Annotated in this window: 19 protein-coding genes; 7 read left to right on the top strand and 12 right to left on the bottom strand. The window is 58.9% G+C overall.

The features are described from left to right. Positions 1-400 precede the first annotated feature (400 nt). The 8 genes from J5N58_RS21545 to J5N58_RS21510 all read right to left on the bottom strand — a co-directional run bounded on the left by J5N58_RS21545 (position 401) and on the right by J5N58_RS21510 (position 12,782). Positions 401-2,497: a 3'-5' exonuclease gene (locus tag J5N58_RS21545; protein ID WP_244712983.1), complete on the bottom strand. Its 2,097-nt coding sequence runs from the start codon at positions 2,495-2,497 to the stop codon at positions 401-403. Between the two features lies 1 nt (position 2,498). After that, complete coding sequence (locus J5N58_RS21540; protein WP_244712980.1) at positions 2,499-2,723, bottom strand: HTH-like domain-containing protein; 225 nt, start codon at positions 2,721-2,723, stop codon at positions 2,499-2,501. Positions 2,724-3,611: 888 nt separating this feature from the next. Further along, positions 3,612-4,025: a hypothetical protein gene (locus J5N58_RS21535; protein ID WP_244712978.1), complete on the bottom strand. Its 414-nt coding sequence runs from the start codon at positions 4,023-4,025 to the stop codon at positions 3,612-3,614. A 1-nt stretch (position 4,026) separates the two neighbouring features. Beyond that, on the bottom strand, positions 4,027-7,002 hold the full coding sequence (locus J5N58_RS21530) for a site-specific DNA-methyltransferase (protein WP_244712976.1): 2,976 nt from the start codon (positions 7,000-7,002) through the stop codon (positions 4,027-4,029). 14 nt (positions 7,003-7,016) lie between these two features. Next, the gene (locus tag J5N58_RS21525) at positions 7,017-7,355 is read right to left on the bottom strand and encodes a hypothetical protein (protein WP_244712974.1); all 339 of its coding nucleotides are present in this window, start codon (positions 7,353-7,355) and stop codon (positions 7,017-7,019) included. A gap of 39 nt (positions 7,356-7,394) precedes the next feature. After that, positions 7,395-9,308 (bottom strand): GmrSD restriction endonuclease domain-containing protein, encoded by a 1,914-nt coding sequence (locus J5N58_RS21520; RefSeq protein ID WP_244712972.1) that lies wholly within the window; start codon positions 9,306-9,308, stop codon positions 7,395-7,397. Continuing rightward, positions 9,308-12,340, bottom strand: coding sequence for a BPTD_3080 family restriction endonuclease (locus tag J5N58_RS21515; protein ID WP_244712970.1), 3,033 nt, complete (start codon positions 12,338-12,340; stop codon positions 9,308-9,310). The genes J5N58_RS21520 and J5N58_RS21515 overlap by 1 nt, the downstream gene beginning before the upstream one ends. Before the next feature lie 217 nt (positions 12,341-12,557). After that, positions 12,558-12,782 carry a hypothetical protein gene (locus J5N58_RS21510; RefSeq protein ID WP_244712968.1) on the bottom strand — a complete coding sequence of 75 codons (225 nt, stop codon included), beginning with the start codon at positions 12,780-12,782 and terminating at the stop codon, positions 12,558-12,560. Positions 12,783-13,089: 307 nt separating this feature from the next. On the opposite strand from J5N58_RS21510, the gene J5N58_RS21505 reads away from it, so the two are divergent. From J5N58_RS21505 to J5N58_RS21475, 7 genes are all read left to right on the top strand, one after another. Next, positions 13,090-14,268 carry a hypothetical protein gene (locus tag J5N58_RS21505; RefSeq protein WP_244712966.1) on the top strand — a complete coding sequence of 393 codons (1,179 nt, stop codon included), beginning with the start codon at positions 13,090-13,092 and terminating at the stop codon, positions 14,266-14,268. Between the two features lie 361 nt (positions 14,269-14,629). Then, positions 14,630-15,718 carry a hypothetical protein gene (locus tag J5N58_RS21500; protein ID WP_244712964.1) on the top strand — a complete coding sequence of 363 codons (1,089 nt, stop codon included), beginning with the start codon at positions 14,630-14,632 and terminating at the stop codon, positions 15,716-15,718. A gap of 125 nt (positions 15,719-15,843) precedes the next feature. After that, on the top strand, positions 15,844-16,203 hold the full coding sequence (locus tag J5N58_RS21495; RefSeq protein WP_244712962.1) for a hypothetical protein: 360 nt from the start codon (positions 15,844-15,846) through the stop codon (positions 16,201-16,203). Between the two features lie 91 nt (positions 16,204-16,294). Beyond that, positions 16,295-18,064: an AAA family ATPase gene (locus J5N58_RS21490; protein WP_244712960.1), complete on the top strand. Its 1,770-nt coding sequence runs from the start codon at positions 16,295-16,297 to the stop codon at positions 18,062-18,064. 8 nt (positions 18,065-18,072) lie between these two features. Next, positions 18,073-18,876: an ATP-dependent metallopeptidase FtsH/Yme1/Tma family protein gene (locus J5N58_RS21485; protein WP_244712958.1), complete on the top strand. Its 804-nt coding sequence runs from the start codon at positions 18,073-18,075 to the stop codon at positions 18,874-18,876. Between the two features lie 275 nt (positions 18,877-19,151). Next, a complete protein-coding gene (locus tag J5N58_RS21480) occupies positions 19,152-19,685 on the top strand; it encodes a hypothetical protein (RefSeq protein WP_244712956.1) in 534 nt (177 codons plus the stop codon). 218 nt (positions 19,686-19,903) lie between these two features. Then, a complete protein-coding gene (locus tag J5N58_RS21475) occupies positions 19,904-22,225 on the top strand; it encodes a hypothetical protein (RefSeq protein ID WP_244712947.1) in 2,322 nt (773 codons plus the stop codon). Between the two features lie 21 nt (positions 22,226-22,246). Here J5N58_RS21475 and J5N58_RS21470 read toward each other — a convergent pair whose 3' ends face one another. The 4 genes from J5N58_RS21470 to J5N58_RS21455 all read right to left on the bottom strand — a co-directional run bounded on the left by J5N58_RS21470 (position 22,247) and on the right by J5N58_RS21455 (position 26,124). Beyond that, positions 22,247-24,370, bottom strand: a complete 2,124-nt coding sequence (locus J5N58_RS21470) for a site-specific integrase (protein WP_244712992.1) — start codon at positions 24,368-24,370, stop codon at positions 22,247-22,249. Positions 24,371-24,613: 243 nt separating this feature from the next. Next, positions 24,614-25,144 (bottom strand): hypothetical protein, encoded by a 531-nt coding sequence (locus tag J5N58_RS21465; RefSeq protein ID WP_244712945.1) that lies wholly within the window; start codon positions 25,142-25,144, stop codon positions 24,614-24,616. Positions 25,145-25,207: 63 nt separating this feature from the next. Further along, positions 25,208-25,699: a hypothetical protein gene (locus tag J5N58_RS21460; protein ID WP_244712943.1), complete on the bottom strand. Its 492-nt coding sequence runs from the start codon at positions 25,697-25,699 to the stop codon at positions 25,208-25,210. A gap of 107 nt (positions 25,700-25,806) precedes the next feature. After that, on the bottom strand, positions 25,807-26,124 hold the full coding sequence (locus J5N58_RS21455) for a hypothetical protein (RefSeq protein WP_244712941.1): 318 nt from the start codon (positions 26,122-26,124) through the stop codon (positions 25,807-25,809). Positions 26,125-26,315 lie beyond the last annotated feature (191 nt).

The following is a 26,315-nucleotide window of genomic DNA, read 5'->3' as shown; positions in this document are numbered from 1 at the left end:
TACCTCAGCCGCAGACGCTCTCCCGCGCAGCGGGTTCGTTCTCCGGCCCCGTTGCGGTCATTGATCGCGGGTCCCCAGCCAATTTTCCTAGCCGCCTTCGAACAAGGAGGATGGTCCAAGGAACTGCGGCCAAAATCGCTAACATCTTGAGATGACGCGACTTTTCCGTGCAGGAGATAGTCTTGCAAAAGCGCTGTGGCCGCCCGGCACAATGGCAGCTCCCCATTTCGACTTCTTGGAAGCCGCCAGCGCGCTACCAGCCCCAAGACAGCCACTTGCTACTAATGTGTCACGCGGACCTCAGTTTTGCCCACAGACACTGACCGACAACGCATGCCATCGTCGGCCTCGTAATACTCGTTTTATGAGACACTCAATCGGTAATTATTTCCGCCGGTATTCACCTGCCGATCAACTCGTCCAGAAACTCGGATCCCGGCGCCACGCCCGAAATAAACAGGTGATCCCGTGCGCGGGTCGCTGCCACATACAGCAGTTGACGTTCGGTCGCGACCACCTCGTCCAGTTCGAACTCATCGGCAACCTCGGCAATTCTGCTGGAAAGAGGCAACACCCCCTCATCGCAGGCAAGGATGATGACAGCGCGAAATTCCAGCCCCTTCGCAAGATGCATCGTCCCGATCAGAATGGCATCGTTCAACCGCTCGCCTTGAAGCGAGGAGGCGGTCGGCAATGCGAGAGCCTCCGCCACGCGTGCCGCGCGTGCCATCTGTGCGTTCGAGCGGCAGAAGATGCCGATTTCGCGCAGCGGCATGCCGGCATCGAGCAGGCTCTGGAGAAAGGCGGTTGCGGCGCCCGTCTCTCCGTCTTCGTCAGGTGCGACCACGATGACCGGCTCGACGCCTTCGAAGACGGAGATTGTCCCCTTGCGCTCATCCTCCTCGCCATCGACGTCACGGACATTGGCCGGCAGCAGAAGGTCAGCCAGGCGTCGTATCTGCTGTGATGTGCGGTAATTCACCTTCAGCGTGAAAGAGCGGCCCCGGATATCGATGCCCAGTCCCTTCCATGAAAAGGGCTGCTGGAAGATCCGCTGGCCAATGTCGCCCGCGAAAAACAATGCATCCCCTCGATCCGGAACGATGGATCGCAGGAAGCGGAGTTCCGCCACGCCAAGATCCTGGGCTTCATCCACGACAACATGGCTATAGGGCTTTTGATCGCGGCGCGTGAAGTGTTCGGTGACGGCGGTAAACAGGTCCGCGGTGGTCATCAGCGCCTTGGCGCGGATCTGCCGGCGCACCTCGCTGAAGATCGTCCACAATTCCTCGCGCTGTTTCGCCCCGAGACGGTTCTTGCGGCCCATGCGCGGCACGGCCGCATAGGCTTCGGCGCTGTCGATCTGCCAGGCATCGATGACATGCTGCCATTCGGATAACAGGAATTGCGGTGTGTAGCGCGTCAATCCGACGGCACTGGCTGCATCGCGAAGAAGGCCGCGCAATGTCTCCCGGCTGATCAGATAGGTCTGGCGCCCGGTCATCAAGGCGTGCAGGTCGGAGGCGGCCCTGTCGAAAGAAGAAACGGTCACCCGGTCGAGAAGAGGAGAGTGCGTGCCGAACAGAATGGCCAGTTTCCGCGTCAGCGCCTGCGCAAGCGGTTCGGAAAAGGTTGTCAGCAATACACGCGCTGCGGGATCTTCGCGAAGAATCCGGGCGACGCGGTGCAGGGCCACAACCGTCTTGCCGGTCCCGGCAGACCCGATGACACGGACGGGGCCGGAATAGTCCTTCTCGACCAGAGAACGCTGCGATGGATGCAGGAAGACGGCCCATTTCTCGAAAGGCTGATCGAGCGCGGCTGCCAGTTCCTCGTGCCCCTCGAGAATGCGGAACCGGCGTTTTGCATCCGGGTGGTCCACAGGTGCCGCAGCGGCCACGGGCGCCGGCTTCAGAATGCCCGTTGCTGCATAATCCAGCAGGGCTTCGGCGGCCTCCTGCGGCAGATGGTTGGCCAGGGCAAAGAAACGCTCCTCGCTGGCGCTCCGCACATCTTCCACCCAATCCGCCGGCACCCCAAGCGACAGGATCTCGTCTGCGGAGAGTTTTGCAAACAGTGGAAGGTTCGACGTGACGGGAGCAACCGGTATCTGAAAGGGGAGGTCCGGTTGGCGTGGCGGTTCGGCGGGCGCCGTAATCTGCTCAACCAGCTCGCGCACCTCGACGATCTGCAGAGCCCCCGTGCGCGGGTGCGCCTCGATGCGTCGCCGCTCCGCCCAGGCATAGGCATCATCGTGATGATCCACATAGGCAAGCATCACGCTGTCGCCTGTCTTGTGAATGATGATCCGGAGATCGCGGTTGACCCGCACTGACCAGAAGTTGGGGTCCTTGGATGCCTCGATCCGATGCATCTGCAGGCCGGGACGATCCGGATCGGTCTGCAGATCGAACGCCGTCAGCTTCGCTTGCTTCTGCTCGTCATTGGTCAGCTTGGCGAGGGAGGCGGTGAAGCTGTCGGCGAGGATGGTGGTCATATCAGTCCCGCACGGTCACATACTGTGCTAGTTTCATGCCCTTGCGAATTTCGGTGGCGTACGAAGGCCGCATGCCGGCTCTTTCCAAAATTGCTGGGACGGACAGCGCAGCGAGTTCTTCCGCATATTTAATGCCGAATAGGTGAATGGCGGTCACCTGTTCGCGCCTCGCAATTGCTTCGTTGTAAGCTTCCGAGAGAAGTTGTGCTGCTTGTGCTTCGTTCATAAAATACACTCTCATCTTCAGTTACTGAGACACCGGAAACGTGACTCGGTTTTCCGCACATAAAGTCAGCATGAGCTTTATCGCAGACCGTTCAACGAGGCTGTCACTCCGGCTCAGACCAATCAAGCAGTGAGATGTTAAGAAACCATTCTGGGTTGTGTTGGCAATCCTCAGCATTTCGATGTTCTCGTTGAGTAGGAAACTGCTTACGTCAGGGGTCTTCATAGCAACATGTGATTCCGAATGCGCCGGGGCTATTGCTGTACATCGAGACGTTCCCGTCGGTTGTTACCAACCAAACTTCAGATGCGGGATTGGCTGGGACGTAGGTTACAGAACTGCCCGCAGTGTGAGCTAGAATTGACGGGCAAGGAAAATGTAGCAAGCTGAGCTCCCTCCTGAGGCCAAGCATTCCCCTGATAACAGCCTTGGGGAGCGACACGACCGCCTTGCACTCCACAGCAAGAGCGACATCAGAATACGCAGGCCGTATATTGTCTAGTCCGTGCCTGAAGACGCCAATATCAATCTCGTGGTGGGCACTGAGATCAGGACTTACAGTGTGAGCGCCGAGAGAACTGCCCAGTGTCTGGAATTCTACGTCTACATAGATATCGAAAGACGGACGGTTACCGGGTAGAGAAACGGAAAAATGAGGATCGCTCGCCTTCAAAAGCCCCGGACTTGACTTGAATTGCACAGCTCCGCGAGGGTGAGAAAAACTGATTGTGTATCCCAGACGCCGAAGATACTGGATCACCAGCGTCAAGACATAGAGCTCATAGACCTTGCCACGCGCATGAGAGCTGGCTCCCGCTGGTATAGCTGACCTTCCAATACCATATCTTCCGAAAACGGAATTGATTGCCGCTTCTGCATTCACCCTATTCATTTCAGCCCCCTTGTCGGCGACGGCTCGAAATCCTCACCTCTCAGCGCAATAATCAAATCATCAAGCTCTTTACGAAGAGGACCAAGTGCTGGGAGTTCGGTGAGGTAAACGCGGCGGCTGTCCCCGCGATCCGGGAGCTCCATAAATGCGTTTTCCGGAGCTTCCTCAACGGCTTCGGAAAGACGCTCTAGGCTGCGCTTCACCGTGTCCACATCAGTCCACTTGAGATGAAGTTGGAATGCTTCCAGCAGCAAGATCAAATGCTTCTGGGGCGGGGGAAGCTTGGAAACCCCCTCGGTAAGCAGGTAAGGGTCTAGGAAATTGCTGTCGTCCGCCAAGTCGGAAAGATCATATTCCCGCATGTAGCCTTTGACGATTTCGATCAGGTCCTCGTAATCCTTCTCCTCCATCTCAAACCCCAAACACCTTCAACACCTCGTCCCCGAAGTGGTTGATCACCTTCACCGCGATCCGCCCCGTGCTCGGCCGCGGGAAGGGCCGGGAGGTGTCGGAATACAGCGTCTCCCAGGCATCCGGGTCGATCTCGGCCTTCAGCGCCGTCTTGAGCGATTTGTAGGGGTCGTTCGCGCCGAGGAAATAGGCGTGGCGGACGAAGAAGCTTTCCTCGTCGTAATCGGTATCGATGAACCAGGCGGCGATGCCTTTCACGTCGTCGGAGCGGATTTCGCCGCTGGAGGGGTCAAAGACGTCGACACCGTGGACCTTGACCTTGATCTCGCCGCCGGGCGCATCGAGGATTTCCACGTCCGGTTCGCCGAAGACGACAAAGAGGTTGCCCTTGCCGGTGTTCTTCAGGTCCTCGGCCATGTGCAGGTCGGGGTTCATCCGGGCCTTGAGAATGGCGAGCGGGCCCAACCGGTTGAGGTCGGTTGCCTGGGCGTCGAAGTTGAAGGCGCAGGCGATCAGCACGTCGAAGCGCGCATCCGATGCCTCGCGAGCAGCAGCCGTGATCTGACTGCGGGTCAGCGTGCCGAATTCCGGGCCGATCAGGATCGCGGCCCGTTTTTCCACCGCGCCGCCATCGGCATAACGGCCTTCGGCGGCGATATAATTGCCCGGCCAGGGGGTGATGGCGCTGAAATGGATGGTGTCGCGCTTCTCCTGCTGGTGAACGCCGGCGGTGCGCAGATGCGAAAGCACCATCTCGCCGAAATCCGCCTCCGGCATGTTGGCTGGCGTGGAGGCGCGTGTGGTGATCGCGCCGGCGGCCGCTAGCTCTGCGCCCAGCGTATCCTCGCGGGCGGCGACGACGCGATGCGGCGACAGGCTTTCGACGGTGAAGGGACCGGCGACGCGCACCTTCGTCTTGTCTTCATAGGGGCGATCATAGAGTAGTTCGACATCGGCGGCGCGGGCAATCGAGGCGTCGATCTCCTTTTGGCGGGCAATACGGCCCTCCCACCAGTCGGCGTGCAGTTTGCGCGCTGCTTCGGTCACCAGATGCGCCTTGGCCTGTCCGTCTTTGCTGTCGAGCCAGACGTCAAGATCGCGGGGGATTTCCCATTCCTCGAATGTGGTGGAAAGGGCATCGTTGAGCCTCGCCCTAAGCGGTTCCACAACCGCCTGCCATTTGTCCCAGATCACGTCGATCTCGGCATTGTTTGAAATGCTCTTGAGTTTAATGTGCGGGGCACGATCATAGACAAACCCCTGACGCACATCAGCGGATGTCGTAGTGGATGGCGCGACACGACCTGTAAGGAACTGCTCTTTAGCGCGGCCCTCAGGGCTGTCGGACAGGATATAATAGGGATATCGTGCACTCATAAGGCGTGTGCGGGCGAGAGCGAGGGCTACACGTGAAGTGTCGATGGTGATCCATCGCCGTCCCCATTGCTCAGCGACATATGCCGTAGTGCCAGAGCCGCAAGTTGGATCGAGTACAAGATCACCGGGGTCAGTAGTCATGAGTATGCAACGCTGGACAACCTTTAATCCAGTTTGCACTACGTACGCCTTTTCCCCTCCAAATTGGTTCTGACCGACAGTGTCCGTCCACACATTAGTTATGGGGTAAACATCAAAGTCTTCTAAGAAGCGCATATAACTAAGTCCGCCCGAGGTCGCCCAGACTCTGCCTGCTTTGATGACCCTCGGCATTCCCACCTCACCGGTGCTCCAGAAACGCCTTCCGGGATGGTATTTTTTTCCCTGAAAATGGATATCAAAACTGCCCGGCGGGCGAGAGGAGGTAAGATCACCAGTGCCTGCTACTCGCCACCCCTCAGGAACCAATTCAGGGTTGGCCTTTTCGGCAGCCGTAAGTGGGCGCTTCTCATTATACAAGGACACTGCCGAGGTGAACGCGGTGCCCCCTGTGCCGCCAATTATCTTCTTTTCGAGTAAAGGCCGTGCTTTTACCTGAGTTGCATCCTTCGAGTACCAAAGCAGAAAATCCAGAACTGAGGGTGTAAAGTCACCAGACCCAGTTGAGGTCTTGGAAAACGCGATCTCCCGAACAAAGTTTTCTGGCCCGAAGACTTCATCCAAAACCGCCCGCACGCGATGCACATTCTCATCCCCGATCTGTACAAAGACGGAGCCGGTGACGGATAACAGTTCCCGGGCCACCATAAGCCGGTCGCGCAAGTAAGTCAGGTAGGAGTGGATACCGTCCTTCCAGGTGTCGCGAAAGGCTTTCACCTGTTCCGCTTCACGGCTGACATCTTCCTTCTTGCCGTCTTTTACGGCAGTGCTCATTGTTGAGACCTGCCAATTCGAGTTGAACTTGATCCCATAGGGTGGGTCGAAAAAGATGCACTGCACCTTGCCGCGCATCTCCTCCCGCTCGGCCAGGCTCGCCATCACCTGCAGGCTGTCGCCGAGGATCATGCGGTTCTGCCAATGCTTGGTGTGCTGGTAGAATTCGGCGCGCGCCTCCGGATCGGCAATGCCGTTGAAATCGGCAAACAGATCAGGCGCATCGGTGTTTTGCTGGCGGGTGCTGGTGGTTCGGCGCTTCAGATCGTCGATGATCGCCTTGGGATGCACCTTTTCCTGAATGTAGAGCGGCGGCGCATTGACCACGAGGTCAGACCAGTCCTGCCGATCCTTGCCGCGCCAGACAAGCTGCGCATCGCCAATCTCGATCTCGCCGGTCTCGGCAAGCTTGCGCATCTGCTCAGGCGTGATCTTGATCTTAGCGCCGTTCCAGATGATCTGCGGATCGCGGTCCATATCCCTGTCGCGCACCTCGCCGTCCGCCAGCGGCCGATTCCGCGGCACCCGCATCTCGCGCTCCGCCTCGCCCAGCATTTCCTCCTGCTGCTCATAGAGCGACGCCATCTCGGCGGTGGGATTGTTGAGCCGGACGGCCTTGTCGTGGGTGAGGGTAGACACGTCTTTTTCGCGCGGGGTCTTGGCCATTTACTTGAAGTCTTTCAGAGGAATTTCTTGATCAGAAAGTGATACACGGCGACAATCTCGGCATCATATTCCCGTTCGATGCCTTTGATGGTGTAGTCGGAGACTTTGCCTCTGACTGTCCCGGCTCCAAGTGTGCTTCCGGTTCTTACGACCCCATCTTTGACGTTACCGATGGCATTACCCGATCCCGGAGTCGACCCGTCGCGAATTATGCCGCTTTTAACATTTCCCAGGGCTCGGCCTGAACCAGCAGTCGATCCATCGCGGATAACTCCGTTTTTGAGATTTCCGAGCGCCTTACCTGCTCCGAGAGTGCTGCCGTCCCTAATGACGCCATCCTTATAGTTCGCCATGTTTTCCCTCCGCTTGTTTCACTATGCCCGGCATAATCGTCATTGTGCAGCCACCGTGAATTCAGCCTCCTCCTCGTCCTCATCCAACTCTTCGGAATAGTCGCCGGTGCTGGCAATGGCTGCAGGCGACTGTTTCCCCATCGCATGCTCAATCAGGTTCAAGAGGGCTTTCTGGCGCGCATCCATGAAGGCGGCAAAATCGTCAGCACGAAGAAGGGTCGGTTCGATCAGGTGTGACGTCAGAAACCCGTCGAGCTTGGCAGGATCGATGGCCGAGGCATCGGCACTGCCTGTCTCCAATTTGGAAAGGTAGATCGAGGGTGCCACACCACCGATGATGCGGTTCGTTCGATAGGACAGGGGGGTCTTGTTGATGATGGAGTCATAGATGTCCGATTTGATGCCTCTGTCCTCGCACCATTTCTTCGGGAAGATGTGGTGGATATCGACACTTTCGCCGAAGAAGACTGTGTGGTCGAATTCCTGGCCGGAGCGAAAGTCCTTCGCCTTTTCCTTCATCAACAGCGCATTCACGCCCTTGTAGGCAGCAGAAAGACGCATGCGCATCGTTTTCAAGCGCTCAGGCCGGAATGATGCTTCGGACACCGTCGCAGGCGCTTTGCCACCGGCAAGCCAGGCCGGCACTTCCAGAAAATCGCGCGATATGCGGGTCTCGACCGCCGAGCCATAGAGCTCGCCTAGGACGCCGCACCAATACCACTTTTGCAGCTTATCGCGGTTTGCCTCAAGTTCCCATGCATCGCCTATATCAGCAAGGATGGCAGCGAGGGGGATGATCTGCGTCTGGTAGGGCAGATCAAACAGTCGGTAGACCCGTTGGGTGAAGAGAAACTTTGCGGCCTTCAGGAATCCCTGCTCTGCCAAATCCTGGTACTGCTCGTAGGCAGTCAGAGGCAGATTGAGGAGCGCCTCTCGCTTTCCAGTGACCTGAGGAAGGTCCTTGCCCTCCTTACACAAGGCTTCGGCTGCCCGCCTGAGGTCACGGGTGTAGAACAGCGAGACGACATGCAGGAAATCGGTGTTGGCGACGTTGGCCAATATGCCTTTTTCGGCGTCGGCCAATTTCTGGGCATTCACGAACCGGCCGTGGCGGCCTTTGTTGTCACGTCCGTCGCCGTACCAGTCTTTCCGCAACTCGTAGCCATCAGCGGCATAAATGGCGGTGACGAGCTCGAAGGCATCAAGCGGCTTGCCTCCCGTGTTGACCTTCTCGAAGACTGTGCAGACCGCTTCTTTCGTGGTGGTCTTGTCGAGCGCTATGACGGGCACCTGATAGCCCGTGAAGTTTGCAAGGACATCATTGTAGAACTGCTGGACAACAGGCCAGAGTTCCTGCATGCGCCCGTTGGCATTCGCCCAGGTGACAAACTCCATCTGCCAGGCCATGCCATCGAAGACACGGGAAAGTGGGAATACCAGATTCTCGAATTCTCTCTCGGTGGTGGAATAGTCGCTATCGATATTACGGTTGAAGTCTGACCGGATGATCTTGTCCGCTGGCACCGAGAGGATTGCATCCTCTCGATCCGAAGAGGCATCCAGCGATTTCCTGATGTCGATAAAAAACCACCGCTCGACCGGCTGCTTCTTCGGTGTGATGGTCTTCACCACCTGACCGCGAAGGGTGACCTGGTAAAGTGAGGTCATGCGTTGCTGGCCATCCAGCAGCAGCTCTGCGGGCAAAATCTTGCTCGCGGCTTCCGGCGCACCCTCGATCGTCCTTGGTTTGAAGTTGACGCTGCCGCCAGTTTCCAACGTCATGAGCGCACCGACAGGGAAAGCGCGGGAAATAGAAGCGATCAAGCTCTTGATGCGATCTTCGTCCCAGACCCAGCTTCTCTGGAAGTCGGGTAACTGCAGTTTGCCGTCGTTGCAGCTTCTGAGGAGGTCGTGAAGCGAAACTGGGTTCGTTCGAAATGTTGAGCCGGCCATTATGCGACTTCCTCTGCCACCGTCAGAAACGATGCAATCAATTTCTTGTATTCTTCTTCCATAGCGAAGGCGTCGCGGAATTCTTTAAAGGCCCAGCGGCCGTAGCTCTTCAGGTTGTTAACCCCCGGCACCCACATGCTTTCCATGGTCTGCGCCTTGATTTGCGCGTCCAGCCCCCGGAACCCCTTCACCTCGATGATCAGGTTCAGCGGGTCCTCCGGACCACGGCCGTCATCCACTTGGATGATGAAATCCGGCAAATAGCGACGCGGCACGCTGCCTACGCGGTAGGGCACTTCGAAACCAAGCGCTTGATTCTTGACGTAGGAGATGGTGGAGGGATGGGCTTCCACCACGCGCGCAAACTCCGCCTCCCAATCGCTGTCGCAGACCACGTAGTTCACCTGGGACCGGCTGGTGCGCCAGAGGTTCTGCTTGGTGGTGATGAAGGAAACGAAATCCGTATAGCCGTGCGGGTTATAGGGATCGAGCATGGCCTTCACGACGCCGGTTCCTTCCTCGCCCGCACTGCGCACGATCGCCTGGTAGATCAGTTCGCAGGCCTTCTCGGCCAGCTCCGCATAGGTCAGCATGCCGGCCTTGGTGCCGCCGGTCAGCTTCAAGCATTCATTCACCCAGCGCCGGGTGATTGGCTGGAGCTGGTTATAGAGGTAATAGGGAACGTCCTGGTCGGTTTCCCGGAAATAGAGCTCAATCAGTTTCTTCGTCAGGTGGATGGCGACCGTGTTTGGCCGCATGTCGTTCAGCGCGTCGGGCGAAATGTCATGGCCTTCTCCGACCAGACCCTCCAGCCGGACCTTGCACGGACCCACGAGCTCCGGCGTCAGCGTCAGGACGGAATCCTCGTTGAAGCTTGCCGAAAAGCGATCCGACGGCAGTTCGGTACGGTAACCAGCGACGCGCGGGAAGCGGATGGAAAGGTTCGCCCGCTCCTTCATTGCGTGAACCCGAGTGACGGGCTTCGGCGGCGTGCGAACCACCTCCTGCGGTTCGGTGGCGAAATCGAAGGGAATGCCGAGGATATCGGCATATTCGGTGTTGAACAGGCCCTTGTCATTCAGCTCGTAGGACTGCCGGCGCAGGCCGCGGCCGATGACCTGCTCACAGAGAAGCTGCGTGCCAAAGGCACGCACGCCGAGAATATGGGTGACGGTGTTTGCATCCCAGCCTTCAGTCAGCATCGAGACGGACACCACGCAGCGGATCTGCTCGCCGAGCCGTCCCTTCTGGCCGACGGTGTTCATCACCTCGCGCAGGATTTCCGTGTCCGAGAGCTTGTCAGCCTCGGCGGCTCCTTCGCGCTCTGCCTTTTCGCGACGGAAGCGCTCCAGTTCGAGAGCTGCAATCTCGCGGAAATTTGCGTCGAGCGCCTCGCCGGATTCCAGTTGCTGGCTGTCGATCAGCAGGGTGTTCATCCGCGCCAGGGGATTGCCGTATTGATCGAAATTGCTGAACAGCTTCAGGTGGCCCTTGTGCTTGTTCTGGCGCTCGCCCTCAACCTCCCGCTCCCAACCGGAAATCCACTCATAGACAAGCTTGGAGCTGGCCGTGTTGTTGCACACGACGATGAAGACGGGTGGCACACCGATACCGGCCTTTTCCCAGGCCTCATATTCCTTCTCGTAATGGGAATAGAGCGAATAAAGCGCCGTTTGCAGCGGCGACGGCATCTTGAACGGATCGAGATCACCGGATTTGCCAGCACCCTTCTTCGGCATGTCCTTACCGATATGGTCCCACAGATTGCGGTAGACTGGCATCGCCGAGTTGACCGAATTATCGGAGACCGGCACGCGCGGCAGCTTGACGATGCCGCATTCGATGGCATCGACCAGCGAGAAATCGGAGACAACCCAGGGAAAGAGCGTGCCCTCCTCATAACCCGAGCCGCGCAGGAAGAAGGGCGTCGCGGAAAGATCGTAAACCGCCCGCACGCCGACCTTGCGCTTCAGAGCCTCGATGCCGGAAATCCAGAGACGCGCCGCCTCGTTGTTCTCCCTGGCTTCTTCCTTTTCCTGCCCCTTCAGCTCATCCTCTTCGTTGGTATTGGGCCTTTCGCGGTAGCAGTGATGGGCCTCGTCGTTGATGACGACGATATTCTTGAGCTGGAGGAGGTCGCCGCAGGCGCGCTGCAGCATCGCCCCCTCGGTTTCCAGTTCCTCGATCTCCTCGTTCTTCCAGCCTTTCATCAGACGCAGGCCGACGGCATTCAGCTCATGCGCCTTGCGGCGCTGGAAGACATGGTAGTTGACGATCTCGATCTTCGCCTTGTTCAAGTCCGGCATCATGTCCTGCGGCACCAGCTCGCGCGTGCGGTAGTAGCTGCTAGTGTCGGAGGGTTTGAGGACGCGCAGACGATCCTTGATGGTGATGCCGGGGGCGACGATCAGGAAGCCGCGGGAAAACAGGCTGGAGTTCGGCTGGCGCGCCGCATTGATCGACTGCCAGGCGATCAGCATGGCCATGACAGTGGTCTTGCCTGCACCGGTGGCCAGTTTCAGGGCAATGCGGAAGAGATCCGGGTTGGCGTCCTGGTTGGCCTCTTCCAAATGGCGGAAGATATGCGCGTATTGCTTTCGGTTGCGTGCGACCTCTGCAAGCCAGATCGCGGTCTCGACGGCTTCAACCTGGCAGAAGAACGGCCGAGGTCCTGAAAAAGAATGGTGGCGCCAGTGCTGAAGCAATCGCTGGGTTGTCGGGGTGACGCCCCAGTCGGCCGGATTGGGAAGCCTTCGCCAGCTCTCGACATGCCCCCGGATCTCGTTGATCAGCTTGGAAAGATTGTAGCGGGCGGCATTCGCATCCTGCTGATCGAGATCCAGGCTCGTCTGCTTCTGTGCAGACGCCTTGGAGCGGCGGCTCTTAGGGACAGGCGCTATGTATTCCGACCGCCGCCTTCCCTCGATCGGAGGATGGTCAAGCGGTTCACCGCTGGCCGACAGTGCATGGTGGCGCGTCGGAACTTCATAGGGCGAGTTGAGAATCGGCTCGGCGTAAAATGGCTTGGTCATGCTTCCCCCAGAATCGGAAAGGACTATTGCCCTTAGGCCCATTCCTTTCAACCTTGGATGTCAGAGAGTGCAATTTATCCGGAAATAATTTCCGCCTCTTCAGCCTTAAATTTCTCTCGATGAAACGGTGGGAACAGCGAAGGCGGTCATCGGCGCGACTCGAAACAAGCAGGCGCTACCAAAGACTCAGTGCTCGAGTCTAATGAGAGCACCGGCTCTAGACGGATCCTCGATGATATCTGTGATCCTGGCTGCGGCGAAATGGCTGCTTGCCTCCCGTCTTCATAAGATCGCCGCTTGGCCGCCGGGGCTCATAGTAGACGATCCAGTCACCGCGTGCAGCCTCGACCTGACGCAGATAGGTGCGCCGGAAATGGTACCGTTGCTCCGGAAGGTCGTCGTAGGTCGGGTCGACTTTCGTCGTCAGGACCGCTTTTGACATCGTTGCACCTCTATGAATCGTTCTGGTGTTACCAGGTCGGCCGGTGTTCGAAAACACGCACACGCGCCAGATGTTGCGTCCTAGGGTTGTGTATTGTTACTTGATGGAATGGAAAATAAAATTTCTCAAATTTGATGAATGCGAGGATTAATTAAGTAGTAATCATTGTATAGCCGAGACTTAATGAAGTAAATTCTCGATACGCAACTTTCGATACGCCTTGTCTTGCTTTTCGATCAGAGGGATAATGTATCCATCAATTGCGTGAATGCAGTTGATGAGTTTGCAACGTGCAAGGATCTTTGACATGACGAACAAGACAGCAAAACGGGCACCCGCCCGCTTTGACTACGGCGCGGCCGACATCGACGCCCGGAGCATGAAAGCGTTGGAAGCGACAGCCGCTGACATTCAGGCTTTGGGGCGCCGCTCCACGGACCAGGCGTTCGCACTAGGTGACCTGCTGGAGCAGGCGTCCGAACTCGTCGAACCGGGGACGTTCGAAAAATGGGTTTCGCAGCGATGCGACATCTCCTCGAAGACGGCACGGAATTACCGGGCCGTTGCTCGAAACCTTACCGCCTACCGTGAGCGTGCAGTCGAGCTTGCCATCAGCCCCACAGTGCTTTTCCATCTGGCGTCCGCGCCAGCGGAAAAGATCGAAGCCGCCTTTGCCCACGCGGAGGAGAACGACGGTATTCGAGTCAGCGAGGTGAAAGCTTTGCTGACGGACGGTTCCGAAGCAGCCTCCGAGGAAGTCTCCGCAAAGGAGCTTGCCGACGTCGGCGGTCTATCCGGACTGCGGGCGCTGATCGACCTCAAGACGAAGAGTGGTGTTGCCGCTTTCGTTGAGAGTGCGGCAGCTCTTGCCAAGGCAGTGGAAGACATTCTCGAAAGCAAACCGCAGGGCAAGCGTCTGCAGAAGAAGGCTGTCGTTCCGGTGCTTGAGCCCTTGGCCCGACTGGCCAAGCGCAGTCTGGGAAACGTCCTGCTTCTGGATGCGCCGGGTGACATCGACGTCCGCAAGCTCACCGCGACTGAACTTGTCCCCGGAAGCCGCTGGCACCAGGTCTTCGAGACGCTCGACGACGTGGGCGATCGGGAAGCCTGGCCTGAGGCCAAGGAGCTAGAGGTGTGGCTCAGCCAGTCGGTGCTGCCGCTCCTCGACTGGGCAACGTCCCGCACGAAGCAACCCGAATGGCCGCTTGCGACCGCGGATGCCTCGAGCTCACCGGACACGGTGATGCGCAGTGGGTTGGAGGCGCTGGGTGGCATCGTGCGGGTAGAGGCGCCGAGCATCGATCCGTCCGAAGACGCAGATGAAGCTCTGGAGGACTACGTGCCGCCAGCGATGTTCGCCCGGAGTGGGGGAGCCTCGGAGAGCGGTGAATCCAATGTCCTCCCTTTCGGTTTGACCGAGGGGCAGTCTGGACTGCGGAAGCCGAAGGCGCTGGTGCGCAAACTCGCCGGGGCGTCGGCGGACTGAACATAAGAAAGGGGCTTTTGAGCCCCTTTCTTGATTCCGATTGTCCGTTTGGCGCCGTGCTTATCGCGCTTTACTGCTCGTTTACCATCGAGTGCAAACCGAATTCGGACATGAGCCCGCTGTTAACCGTGTTCCGGATCCGTTCTCTTTTTGCCGTGGGGATCCTTGAGATCCGGTCCGGGTCCTGTCAGGACTAGGTGGCTCCACCAGAGAGGAGCGAAACGGCCCAAGGCAGCGCGCCAACGCTACCAAGGGCCTGACCCTCAAGCCTTGTACTAGAAGGAATCGGGCTTTGACCAACTTACACGCTTCATCCCCCGCCGGGGAAGTTCTGCGCGGCGCGCATGCGGCATCCCCCACCATGTCTTTTGCCGCTGGCTCGGCGTCCCGGCGCCACTTCGGTGAGCGTGCCGCTGTTCAGGCTGAACCGCCCGTGCTGCGGCGCCACCTGCATATGGTGCGTTACCCCGACGTCGAGATCGACTTCGACGTGCTGATCGAGAAGGCCATCGCCGCGATTGCCGACGGCGAGCCGGTCGAGGACGAAATCCTCGGGCACTATGTCAATGTCGCCTCGCTGGTCAGGGCGGTCTCGTTCCGCGAAGGCAAGCTCCTGGAGCAGGCCGTCGAGCGGCTCGCCAAGGTGAATCCGAATCTCGTCGTCCTGATGCAGTCGATCAAGCTGCCACTGGTTAAAGCCGCGATCGAAGCGGTGGCCGGCAATCACTGGCGCCAGCTCGAGGGCGTCCGTCTTGACTGCGAAGCGCCGGCCAAGGGCAGCTACACGCCGGATCTGATCGTCGTGAACCGCGCCAGGCGCGCCGCCTTCGTTCTCGACCTCAAGCGGTCGCTCGCGTCCTATGGCGACACCAGTCGGCTCGAAGAGCTGAAGCTCAAGATGTTGGCGTCAGCCATGGTGCTGCCGGACTGGCTCTACAAGACGCAGAAGCGGATGATGGTCGAGACGGTCGGTGTTGCGATCGTCGATGGCGCCAGCCGTCCGAGCGATCATGCGGCGGGCGTCTGGGCGCTGTCGGAAGTCGACGACCTTCTCGAGATCGATGGGGCGGCGGCTTGCATGGCGGAACTGCGCCTGCGTTTCGGGCGCCGCGTGCAGCAGCTTCTCGAAGCAGAGGCGCGCCGCGCACTCGGTTTCCCGGCGACGCCAGCCGTGACGTCGGTCCCGGCTTCCGAACCAATTATGCCTCTGACGTCGACATCCGCGCGTCGGTTCGGTGTGCTGCGGGCAATCCCGCGCGTCATGGTCTGCGACGACGTCACGAACGGTATCGAGGAGCACGAACTGGGATGCCGTTGTGGCTCCTGCGAAGCCCCGACCTTCGATGATGACGATGGCCGCGATGATCCAGAGTCACTGGCAGATGACCCTGTCTCCTGGCCGCCCGAGCACATCCGCATCGGCTTTGCCCGGCGTCTGCTCGACGCCTGACACTACCGAGCCTTCGCTCGAATGAGGCTATGGCCGCGGCGCGTGACGCCGCGGCAGCCTCTTCCCGTTCCCGTCATCCTCTGAAGACGCCGTCCATCAACGCTGGACCGGCGAGGAGATCCTGCATGTCCGCAGACATCATTCCCGAAACATCATCATCATCGACATCTGCCCGCCTCAAGCGGGGCAGCTCGGAGGCTCCCGAAACCAGTCAGCCTCCCGTGGCTCCGCGTCCGCAGGACGACCCGGCTCTGATCATCGGCCTCACGCTTGCGTTTGCCCGGCAGCGGCAGCGGGACAGGCGCACCATTCCCTCCGTGCTGCTCGACCGGCTGCGCCACCTGGCACGTTCAGGCGAGCCAGCCTGCCGCCTGGTTCTCGACTGTCTCAACAGGAGGGCCGGCGCCAATCATCGGACGGCCGCTCGTCAGGGCGTGCCGCCGGAAATTGTTTCCGTTCTCCCAGCCATGAAGGAGGATCGCTGATGGATCGCCTGTCCTCCTTTCTCATCCGCCGCCTGCATCATGTCGAGCGCCGGGCCGTCGGCGTCTGGCGGTCCGCAACGGCCTGCTGACAATGAGGACCGCGACCGTCGACGGTCATGTCGTCGGCCGCTTCAGCCCCGCCTTCGATCCCTCCCATCTCACTGGCGACCTGAAGCAGGACCGGCAGTGGATCCGCGATCATCTTGCGGGCTTTCTGATCGATGCACCGCAGGACGGTCACGGCCGACCCGTTCTCGTTCCGGCCGTGCCGGCGTGGCCGGCGCATGTCGCGCGGCGTGCAGCGAACGAAGCGGGCACCGACCCGGTCGCACGTTCTTACGCAGTCCGCGTCGTTGCAGAGGCTGGCTACAAACCCAGCGTCAAACCCATGGCCACTCTGCTGCTGCTTGCCGCGGCAATGGAACAGTCCGGCGTCACACTGCGCGATCTGGTCGCGCTTTTGCGGCAGCCGGCACCCGTCTTCTCTATCCAGATCCTCGCCGACGGCTTTGAGCGGGCATTGCCGCAGCTTATCGAAAACACCGGCATCGTGCCGTATGGGCCGTACAATGGCGCGGCGGTGGACTTTGCCTTCAACGACGATCTCTGGCGTTGGGTAGACAGCGAGACCAGACGCGTGTTCCTGCAGGTCCCGGCTGGCGAGACCAACCGCCCGAGCCGGGCCGCACTGCGCGGACAATTGCTGCGGGCGCTTGCGGATGGGACACCGGTGCTTGCCGTGTCGGAGACACACAATGGCGTGCCTGACCAGGTCGATCTGACATGCGATATCAGACTGACGGGCGCCGGGATCGATCGCCTGCTGATCGCCGACCTGCTCGAAGCGATCTACGGCAGCGAGGCGGTCATGCGTCATGACAGCAGCATCGCGAGGATCGACGCAGAGGCGCTGACGCTCGACGATCTAGCTATCGCAATCAGGCCCGGCCGTCCGATCCTGTCGAGCCTCGATGCGCTCACCGGACTGGCGGCGCTGAACCGCGACGATAAGAAAGATGGGAACGACGGAGACAAGGCGGCCTCCTCGCGGCGTCTCATCACGCAAAGCCCAAGCGAGCGCAGAGGAGAGAACTCGGGGGATGGCTGCGGGTCCGACGGTCGCACATCGACGTCGTCGACCTCGGCGTCAAATGACAGAGACAAACGCAAATCAAAAGCCAAGCCCACCGGCTCTGAAGTGATCCAGCCGGAGCCCATCAAGGATACGTCTGCGCTGACCGCGCTGCGAGTGGAGACGCTGACAGGTTATGGTGCGGCAAAAGACTGGGCGCTCGGCCTGAAAACCGATCTTGCGGATTATCTCGGCGGCGAGCTGGCGTGGTCACAGATGAGCACCAAGCTTCTTTTGTCCGGACCTCCAGGGACCGGTAAGACCACCTTCGCACGGGCGCTTTGCAATTCGCTGCAGGTACCGCTCGTCGCCACTTCCGTCTCGACCTGGCTGCAAGGCGAATACTTGCATGATGTGCTGGGCAGGATGGCAGATACTCTTGCCGAGGCCCGGCGCCAAGCGCCCTGCATCCTGTTCATTGACGAGATCGACGGCATCGGCAAACGGGCTTCGGCGTCTCGGTCTTATTCCGACTACTGGAACGCGTGCGTCAACAAGCTCCTCGAATTGCTCGATGGCGCCGTGAAAACCGATGGCGTCATTGTCGTCGGCGCCACCAACCGGCCGGCCGAAATCGATGAAGCCATTCGCCGCTCGGGACGGCTCGAGACCCATATCGAAATCCCGCGGCCCGACATTCCGACACTCGCTGGCATTCTCGCTCATCATCTGGGGAACGACCTCGACGTCGTCACCGCGTCGGACGATCTCCTTGGAGGTCAGCGATGACAGGCAATATGAAGATCGACAGCTTCTCGGACGAAATCGAGATCATTCTGGAGGATGGCGCCGAGCGCGACATCGATAGGCCAGAGACGGTCGAGCAGGACACCTCGGTGCTCCAGGCGTTGCGACGTCTCGCAACACGAGCGATGGGCCTGACTGGCGCGGACATCGAACGCATCGTGCGCGAAGCTCGGTTGAAAGCACGGCGCGAAAAGCGCCGCCTTACTTATGCCGACATCGAAGCCGGCATCCGCGATAACCGCCCACCGGTCCCGTATGACGTCGGGCGGCGTCTTGCGATCCACGAATCCGGTCATGCTGTCGTCCATCACGCATTGCGGCTCGGATCGATCATGGCTCTTACGATCGACACTAAAGAGGGTGGCCACAACGCTGTGACCTTCGCCACCAACCATCCGGATACCGAAGACTGGTACGGGCGGCTGTTGGCGATGCTCATGGCCGGGCGCGCGGCAGAAGCCATTGTGCTGAAGACCGTCTCAGGAGGCTCCGGCGGCGCCGAACAGAGCGATCTGGCGCGCGCAACCCGTGTTGCGCTCGATGTGGAGCAGGCGCTCGGCTTCGGGGGCCGCCATCCGCTGCTCTACCTTGAACACAAGGATCCGACCGTAATCCTCAGCCGCGATGTCGATCTGGCAGAGCGGGTGCATCGGCGGCTCGAGTTCGCCCAGGCAAGGGCAACGGAAGTGATCCTGGAGAACCGGCAGGCCTTCGACCGGCTGGTCCGCGAGCTGTTCGACGCTCAGGCGCTTGATGGTCAGGCGGTCGATGCAATCCTCAACGCCTCGGCGTAGCATTCGCACGGTCTGTCGCCGTGCCGAGCATGGCGGCGGACCGTCGAAATGGCCCTTGGCCTCCGTGGCTTCAGGTTGCCCGCACATCGACTCGATGTACGTCGCGTTACCCGCAACCTGAGACAAATTGCGCTGATTGGATTCAGGACCACCGAGCAACGATTCAAAGCTGCAGGCGAACGATTCCATTCCCGAGATTTTTGTTTCCAATCTCGGAGCGACCGATTCCGAGTTCGAAAAATCCGATTCAGGCAATCAACCCGGACGGTGCAGCAGTGACCAGCGCCGCCACCCGCATGCTCGCCGCCGCGATCGATAAGTTGCCGACAACGGCATTCAACGTGCCCGCAACTCAAAACAAATTGCGCTCATCCGATTCGAAACTCCGGAATTCCGATTCAAAACAAAATGATTCCGTTTCAGCGACAAACGCCTTGCGCCGTGCCGCCGGTCCTCTGACCATCATAGTGCCATCGATGACAACAAGGGGAGAAAACATGGCACGACAGACCTTGGAAGAGCGGAACGCCAGGCAGCGGGAACGGCAGCAGCGGCTCCGGGACCGGCATCGGGCCGAGCGGCGCCCGGACCGGGACGACGTCGCGAGGACACTGCTGGTCTGGACGGTCAGCGGCTATATCAATGAAGGTCGCCGCGATCAGCTCGACAAGCTAGCGGATTACTTGGTCACGCTTTTGGTCAACCAGGGCTTTGACGAGCGGGCTTCTTACGAAGTCTTCGACGATCTCGTTGATCGCTATGCCCACGATGACCAGCCTTTCCGCCGCAAGGTTCACCTGCAGGGCTGATGATTCCTGGCCATCGCCTCTGCTTGTTTACCAACTTGTTGCAAACGGCGTTATCATTCAGGGACTTCGTCCCCCCGTTACTACATGAAACGCCGTTTGCAGATGAATCGCTTTTATAAAGCCTTCCTCTTCCGGTAACCCGTAGTTACCGGAGGTTAATGCCAGTCCCATAGCTCGCGTGCCCCGCATCTGCGGGAACGACAACAACAGCTATGTGAATGGAAATGAACGAATTTTCTACCAAAGCCTTTCAACGCAAGATCGATGCCTTCTGCCAACTACGGCTGACGCCGCTTTTGGAGGACGACGAACTTTCTCGGTTGAAGTGGTATATGCACACGCTCATTCAGACGGGGCGACCAGCGCCGCGAGCCAGCGGCAAGACGGACTGGGACGTCGTCGCAGCAGCCTGCAGCGTGGACGCCAAGCTCCTCGCGAACAATGCACGGCAGATTGATCCGGCTTTCGATGCTATCGCTCGGTGGATTCGAGACACGCGCCTTTCAGCCAGTGCAGCAAACCCGGAAGTCGGTCGAAAACGGAAGACACCGAGGGCCAAGGTGGCCACTGCAGTTGCCCTGCGGATGCCGAAGCAGCCACCGTCCTCGCGGCCGGCTACCGCAGCAAGCACCCGCGTACATCTGGAATTTCCAGAAGCCCTGTTCGATGTTTGGGAGGAACCGGCGGACTTCTCGGAGGCTTTGCAGCTTCATCTACGGCGCCATGGCGAAACCTACTGGACGCTCTATCGCGGCATCATCGGTCCAGATGACGTCACGGATAAGAATACGCTTTTAAGCTGGATCGAAGGTCGGAGAGTGCCGCGCAGTACCGAGAGCTTTGAGATCTTATCGCGGATCGAGCGGCGATACCGGCTCCCGGCCGGTTACTTCAAAGCCAAGCTTCCGCACCCCTCACGATCGGCGTCAGGCTTTGAATTGTCCGGCATTGAACCTGCCGAGCGGCGTCGCATCGCCTGGCATTTGCCTGAGGATTTTAACACGCTGTCCTTCCAAAAGAGGGAGGAGATCGTCGATTGGGTGCGGCGTGTGATCATCAGCGGCACGACCGACTACAGGAAATATCAGGCAGCCGCCGCCAAGCAACGCTATGCCATCCGTTTCCCCGGCGTCTCCTATGGCGGTCGAGCGCCACGCGACGGAAAAATCATCGTGCCCGCGAACTACGAGGAGACCTGGGTCGAGGATCCTGACCTGCTGTCAGGCGTGATAGAAGCGCCACCGGCACTTGCCATGGAAATGGCCGACCTGGTTCGCTTCAAGACGTCGGCTTTGACGTCGGTCGGTTTTCAGCGAAACGGGGTCTGGGGCGAGGAGACCGCCTCTCAGAAGATCGAGCATCTCGGGCTAATGTTCGGCGCCCTTGCTGCGGCGAAGGATGGAGAGGTGAAGGGCTATGGGGTACCGCTTCGGCAGTTGACGTTCGGCCTTCTCATTTTTCCTGGCGTTTGGGATTGGTACCTGCAGTGGCGGGAGACACGCCGCGGCTTCTTCACTGCTTGGGAGGTCGACATGTTGCGGATCGCCTTGGCGATCACCAAGGAGGGCACGGGGTGGCTTCGACAGCATCCGGAGCTTTTGGCGCGGGTTCAACCGGTCGCCGGCCTCGTCTCACAGAATGAGATCGATTACGCCAACGCGGACTGGCACGGTGCCTGCGATGACTTCCACAAGCATGCAGCCCACCGCGTCAAGGAAATCCAGCGGATCGCTCGTGTCCATCGCGATCCATTCGAGCCGATCATGCCGGTCCTTGAGGCGGCAAGCCCTGTTGGCGAGTATCGCAAAATCACGGAGGAGATCATCCGCCTGATGCCGGATGAACATCGTTACCCTCGGCCGGCTGCCGAAGCGGTGCGATCATTTCTGATGCTGAGGCTTGGCTTGCACCTGGGGCTTCGCCAGAAGAACCTCAGGCAACTTATGCTCAATCCGAAGGGATCGATGCCGCGTTCGGAACGCGCGCTGGAAAAGATGAAGCGCGGCGAAATCCGTTGGAGTGATCGGGAAGGCGGCTGGGAGGTTTTCATTCCTGCCGTCGCCTTCAAGAACGCGCATTCGTCCTTCTTTGGCGACAAGCCCTTCCGGCTCGTGCTTCCGGACCTCCTGGATCTCTACAAGTACATCGACGCCTACGTCGACCGGCACCGCTCGGTGCTGCTACGGTCGGCCGCGGATCCCGGCACATTCTTCGTCAAGACGGTCAAGACGACGAGTACCGACGCGGCTTACGACACGACCAGTTTCTACGAGGCGTGGCGTCTCACGATCCAGCGCTACGGGATTCACAACCCCTATACCGGACGAGGCGCAATCAAGGGGCTTTTGCCTCATGGTCCGCACAACGTCCGCGACGTGCTGGCGACCCACATTTTGAAGCAGACCGGCTCTTACGAGCAGGCGAGCTACGCGATCCAGGACACCGCCGACATGGTGGCCAAGCATTACGGGCGCTTCTTGCCCCAGGACAAGGCCGCACTTGCCGCGCGCATCCTCAATCAGGTCTGGGAAGCCGCCTAATGCAGACGGAGACGTCGGAAATTATTTCCGGCGTCTCGCCTCGCTCTTCGCCTCGCGCGCCCACGGTGGTGGCAGCCGCTTTTCGACCCATGGGAGCAGTTTGATCGGCTTGGGTTCGATCCCGGCGGTGATGATCGGATACTTGCTGAGAGCATCGCGCATTAACGGCAAACCAGCGGGGTTGGTGTAGCGAAGGCTTGTCTCGCTGCCCTGACTGAGCCGTCCCGAGATGTCGTCGATGACCAAGGGCGGGACGCCCGCCTGAAGTAGGGTATCAGCCATGCCGTGGCGTAGGGCGTGGAAAGCTCGATCCCACATTTTCTCTCCCAAGGCCTGTTTCATGAGCGGGAGGAAAACGTCGTAGAAGCGGTCGCCAGGATCATTCAGCGTCTTGTCGGAAAAGAGGTCAGGGAATACGGCCTCATATCCCAGGTCCTGGAGCGTTGCACAGTAGTCCACGAAGCCCAAGCGAACCAGCTCTTCCGGCAGTGGCAACAGCCGCTCTGATTGCTCGGTCTTCAGCCGCCGGAATTTGTTTGTCCGCAGGATCAGCACGAGGCCGCCATCATCTTCAGCGATGTCGTCCAGTGCAAGACCAGCGAATTCGCGCCGCCGGGCTCCGAGGTAGGAGAACATGATCGGCAAGAAATAAGCCGCGTCATGAAAGACATGCGGTCCCGGCTTTTTACGGCCTCGATCGTGGTTCAGCGAACCAGTATAGATCGGGCTTGAAAAAATCGGTTTGATTTCGTCGGGCTTCGGCTTGTGCTGTTGTTTGCGAATACTGCCAAGCTTCGGCTTTTTCGGCCTCAAGCCGTCGAAGGTCCAATCCTCGACGTCAAACCCGTGGCCGCGGACATGTTTCAGGAAATGGTTCAAATTTCCGAAGTGTTTGCGGATGGTGGCTGCCCTCAAGCCCACGGCCGCCTCTTTGCCCTCCGTCTCGGCCTGCTCGCGCAGCCTCTCGCCCTCAGCGCGAAGCTCGGGTGCCGACATCGCCCTCATTCTGGCGCTCTTTCCCCAGCTAACGGGAATTTCATTGAAGTGCTGGCGAAGCTTGCCGAGATGGTACTGGGTAATCTGGCCGGTGTGTTCAACACCGTGTTCTTCGAGCACGCCCTTGAAGATGCGAACCAGCGCACGAGCGTCACGTGCGGTAGTCTCATCCCAAGCGTCCTTCATGTTCTTCACGAGCTTTTCGCACTCGGCTTCGAAATCCGCGAGACGAATGACGGGTCGGGTCTGTTCCTCAACCGGCTCTTTGAGGGTCGACCGCGGCAAGGGAGTGAGATCAAGCTCCCTGATCGACATTGCTTCGAGCGTAGGGGGCGCGACAACGTCATCGGCGGGATTTGTGATCTCCGACAATGGCTGCGCCGTTTTTAGAGCGGCAACTTCAACGATTGCAGGCTGCGTCCTCGAAGCCGAACCGCCCGTGAGTTCGCTGAGGTCGCGATCCGCGAGCGGATGCCGTTCTGCGACGTCGAAGAGAGCCTCTGCCCGCCCATTGAAATAGGCCTTCATGGCCTTTTCCTCGTTGAGCGGGTGTGGACTGATTTCGAAGAGGTGCATCAATCTTCGAATGCCTTCCTTGAAGCCGCGCGAGTTCGCCTCTTGTAGAAGTTCGACATAGTTCGAGTTGATCGCAAAAATATGGGACGCGGGCACCCCTTGTTTCCGGAGATAGATGAAGCCGGGGCAATTGGCCTTCAGCGTCAGGTGATGGGTTATGCCGAACATACCGAGCAGTCGGTAGGCCCATCCATTTTCCAGATCCATTTCCAGCTCTGAAATGTCGGCGGGACGGCCATAGCGCCGCGCTGCCATCGAGACATCTTCCAGATGCAGGAGCATCATGTCTCGTTCGTGTTCGCAAAGCTTTTGGAGCTGCGCCTTGGACATGGGTTCCTTCTGCTTCAACTTCACTTCGGCAATCAGCATGTTCAGCTTGCGGCCGATCGCCTGCGCTTTCTTATGATCAGAACAGTGAAGGCTCAATGAAAGCCGGCTGCCCGGTCGGCATTGCCCGAAGGCGCTTGGGACGCGCGCCCGCCAATAGAAGATATTTCCGCGGCGGATCAGATTCTCGACCTCGTGGCGCACGGCCATGACGAATGCCCTGTCTTTTGCCCAGGGCCTGTCCACCGCGCTCAAGCGCCGTGGGCATCACCTTTGGGCATCAGTTCTGGGCATCAGGTCGCCAATGATGCCAAAACGATATCCGGCACGACTGGAAAATCAAGGAATTAAGGGCTTTTAGGGAGAATTGGCTGGGGAACCTGGACCCTGCACCTGGCTGCCTCCCCAACCAATAACCTAATCAATTCAACGGCTCACGGTCTAAATCGGGCTATGTTTTGTAGCAAGAAATCGTATCAGTGGTCTGCGTCAAAATGCTCCACGCCTGCGCAACAATTCAATCTCACTTTGGATTTGGAATAGCGCGTTTTGCGCAATCCTAGGGTCAACCATCTCAGCATTGATCGCCATGGCGGTCACTGCTATTGCGCCGGAGGACAAGGCGGGGTCGTGGTTCACAATCTCCGAGCGCTCGTAGACCTTCATTTGAAACGCGACACTGTTGATGACTTGAGTCATTGGATCGACACGTGTCGTCCGTAGTACGAACGCCCTGTCATTTTCGGGTTCCCAAGCGATCTCATTGTTGTTCAGCGTCAGGTACCGCTCAAGTTCGGCGAGCGTGGCGGTTAGGCTCAGCTGCGTCATGCCTTCTATCAAAGGTTTGCTTTGTAGATCAGCTGATGGTTTTCCTCCTGGAAATGCCGCTGTCGCCGGTCGTTGAGCAATTTGCGTCGCCAGATCGGGTCGGTTCACGACCTTGAAGCCAGTAACGAGAACTGTGATGCCTGCGGCAATTGCGAATGCAAATTTCCAGGATTTGAAATATTCGACGTCCAATGGGAAGCTCCATGCGACGCTAATGGCGTCCGTAGGTTGTTATCAGAGAGATGATTTGGAAGGTCAGACCTGGATCGGAGCCCAATTCTCAAGGGCGATCCAGCCATCGTCGGGCGGGCGCTGAATTGAAGCGGATCCGTGATAACGGACACCCTCTTCAGAGGTGGCAATGAAGCTATACGAGATGAGAAAATCGCCGCCGAGGTCGAGCAGGTAGGTGTCCAAGAAGCTGCCTGTGCCGCTGTCGATAGTTCCTAATGCACGAACATGAGCTAGTGTGTCTTCGTGAGTTTCGTTGAAATCGATGAAACCTGCATCGGATCCAAAAACACTGCACAATCGAGCGCCAGTTGCGTTCGCCAGATAGATGGGAACCTTCCTGGACGAGAGCTCTCCACCAAAGAACAGCGCCACGCCGGTCGCCTGCTGGTTGAGGGTTATCTTTTCCCGCCAGCCGTCACACTCGAGTTGGTGGCGACGATCATTCGATTGCAAAACCGGAAAATCGCAGTTCGACGTGCGTTTCGATCTCGATGGATTCTTGTTCGCTTTCATTGGGCCTCATCCTTCTGCATTCAGACGCGGCCGTCTTCGCTAGGAGCAGGTCGCCCCTAGTATTCATTTCAGGCCCTCAGAAATTGCGCCTTTTTCGGAATAAATTTTTATTGTTGCCGAACCGCCACAGACTGGCGTGTTGGAATACCGATGGCTCGGACCCGCCCGCCAAGCTGATTTTCTAGCTTTTCGAGGTGCTTCTTCCATGCGGGATCATCACGCTGCGCCTTGTCGAACCCAAAAATGAGAAGGTGAGGTTTGGCGTCAATTACAGGGCGAGTGCTGTTCTCTGCGATCTGGCGAATGGCCTCATTGAGCACGGGGGCATCATCGTTGCGAGCAAGGCCTTTCATGGCATTGATGCGTACGAGTGCCTTCGCAACCTCGACATTGCCTTCCGCCAGTGAGGGTGCATACCTCGTCAACGCCTTCTCGTAGTCCTCGATCTGGCCGATGACGGCAGGTAGGTTGCCACCACTGGCGCGAAGTTCCCATTAGTGAAGTGCTTCGCCTCGCAGAAGATGATTTCCGGCCGGTCGGGGTATTGCGGATGACGGCAGCGTCAAGTCGATCTTGCTGATGCACAGTCGTCTCTTCCGTCGCCGTCTGGGTCAGC

Source organism: Paenirhizobium cremeum (assembly GCF_022884085.1).
Taxonomy (GTDB): Bacteria; Pseudomonadota; Alphaproteobacteria; order Rhizobiales; family Rhizobiaceae; genus Allorhizobium; species Allorhizobium cremeum.
Note: the sequence above shows the minus strand (reverse complement) of the source record. Positions and strands in the feature narration are given on the sequence as shown.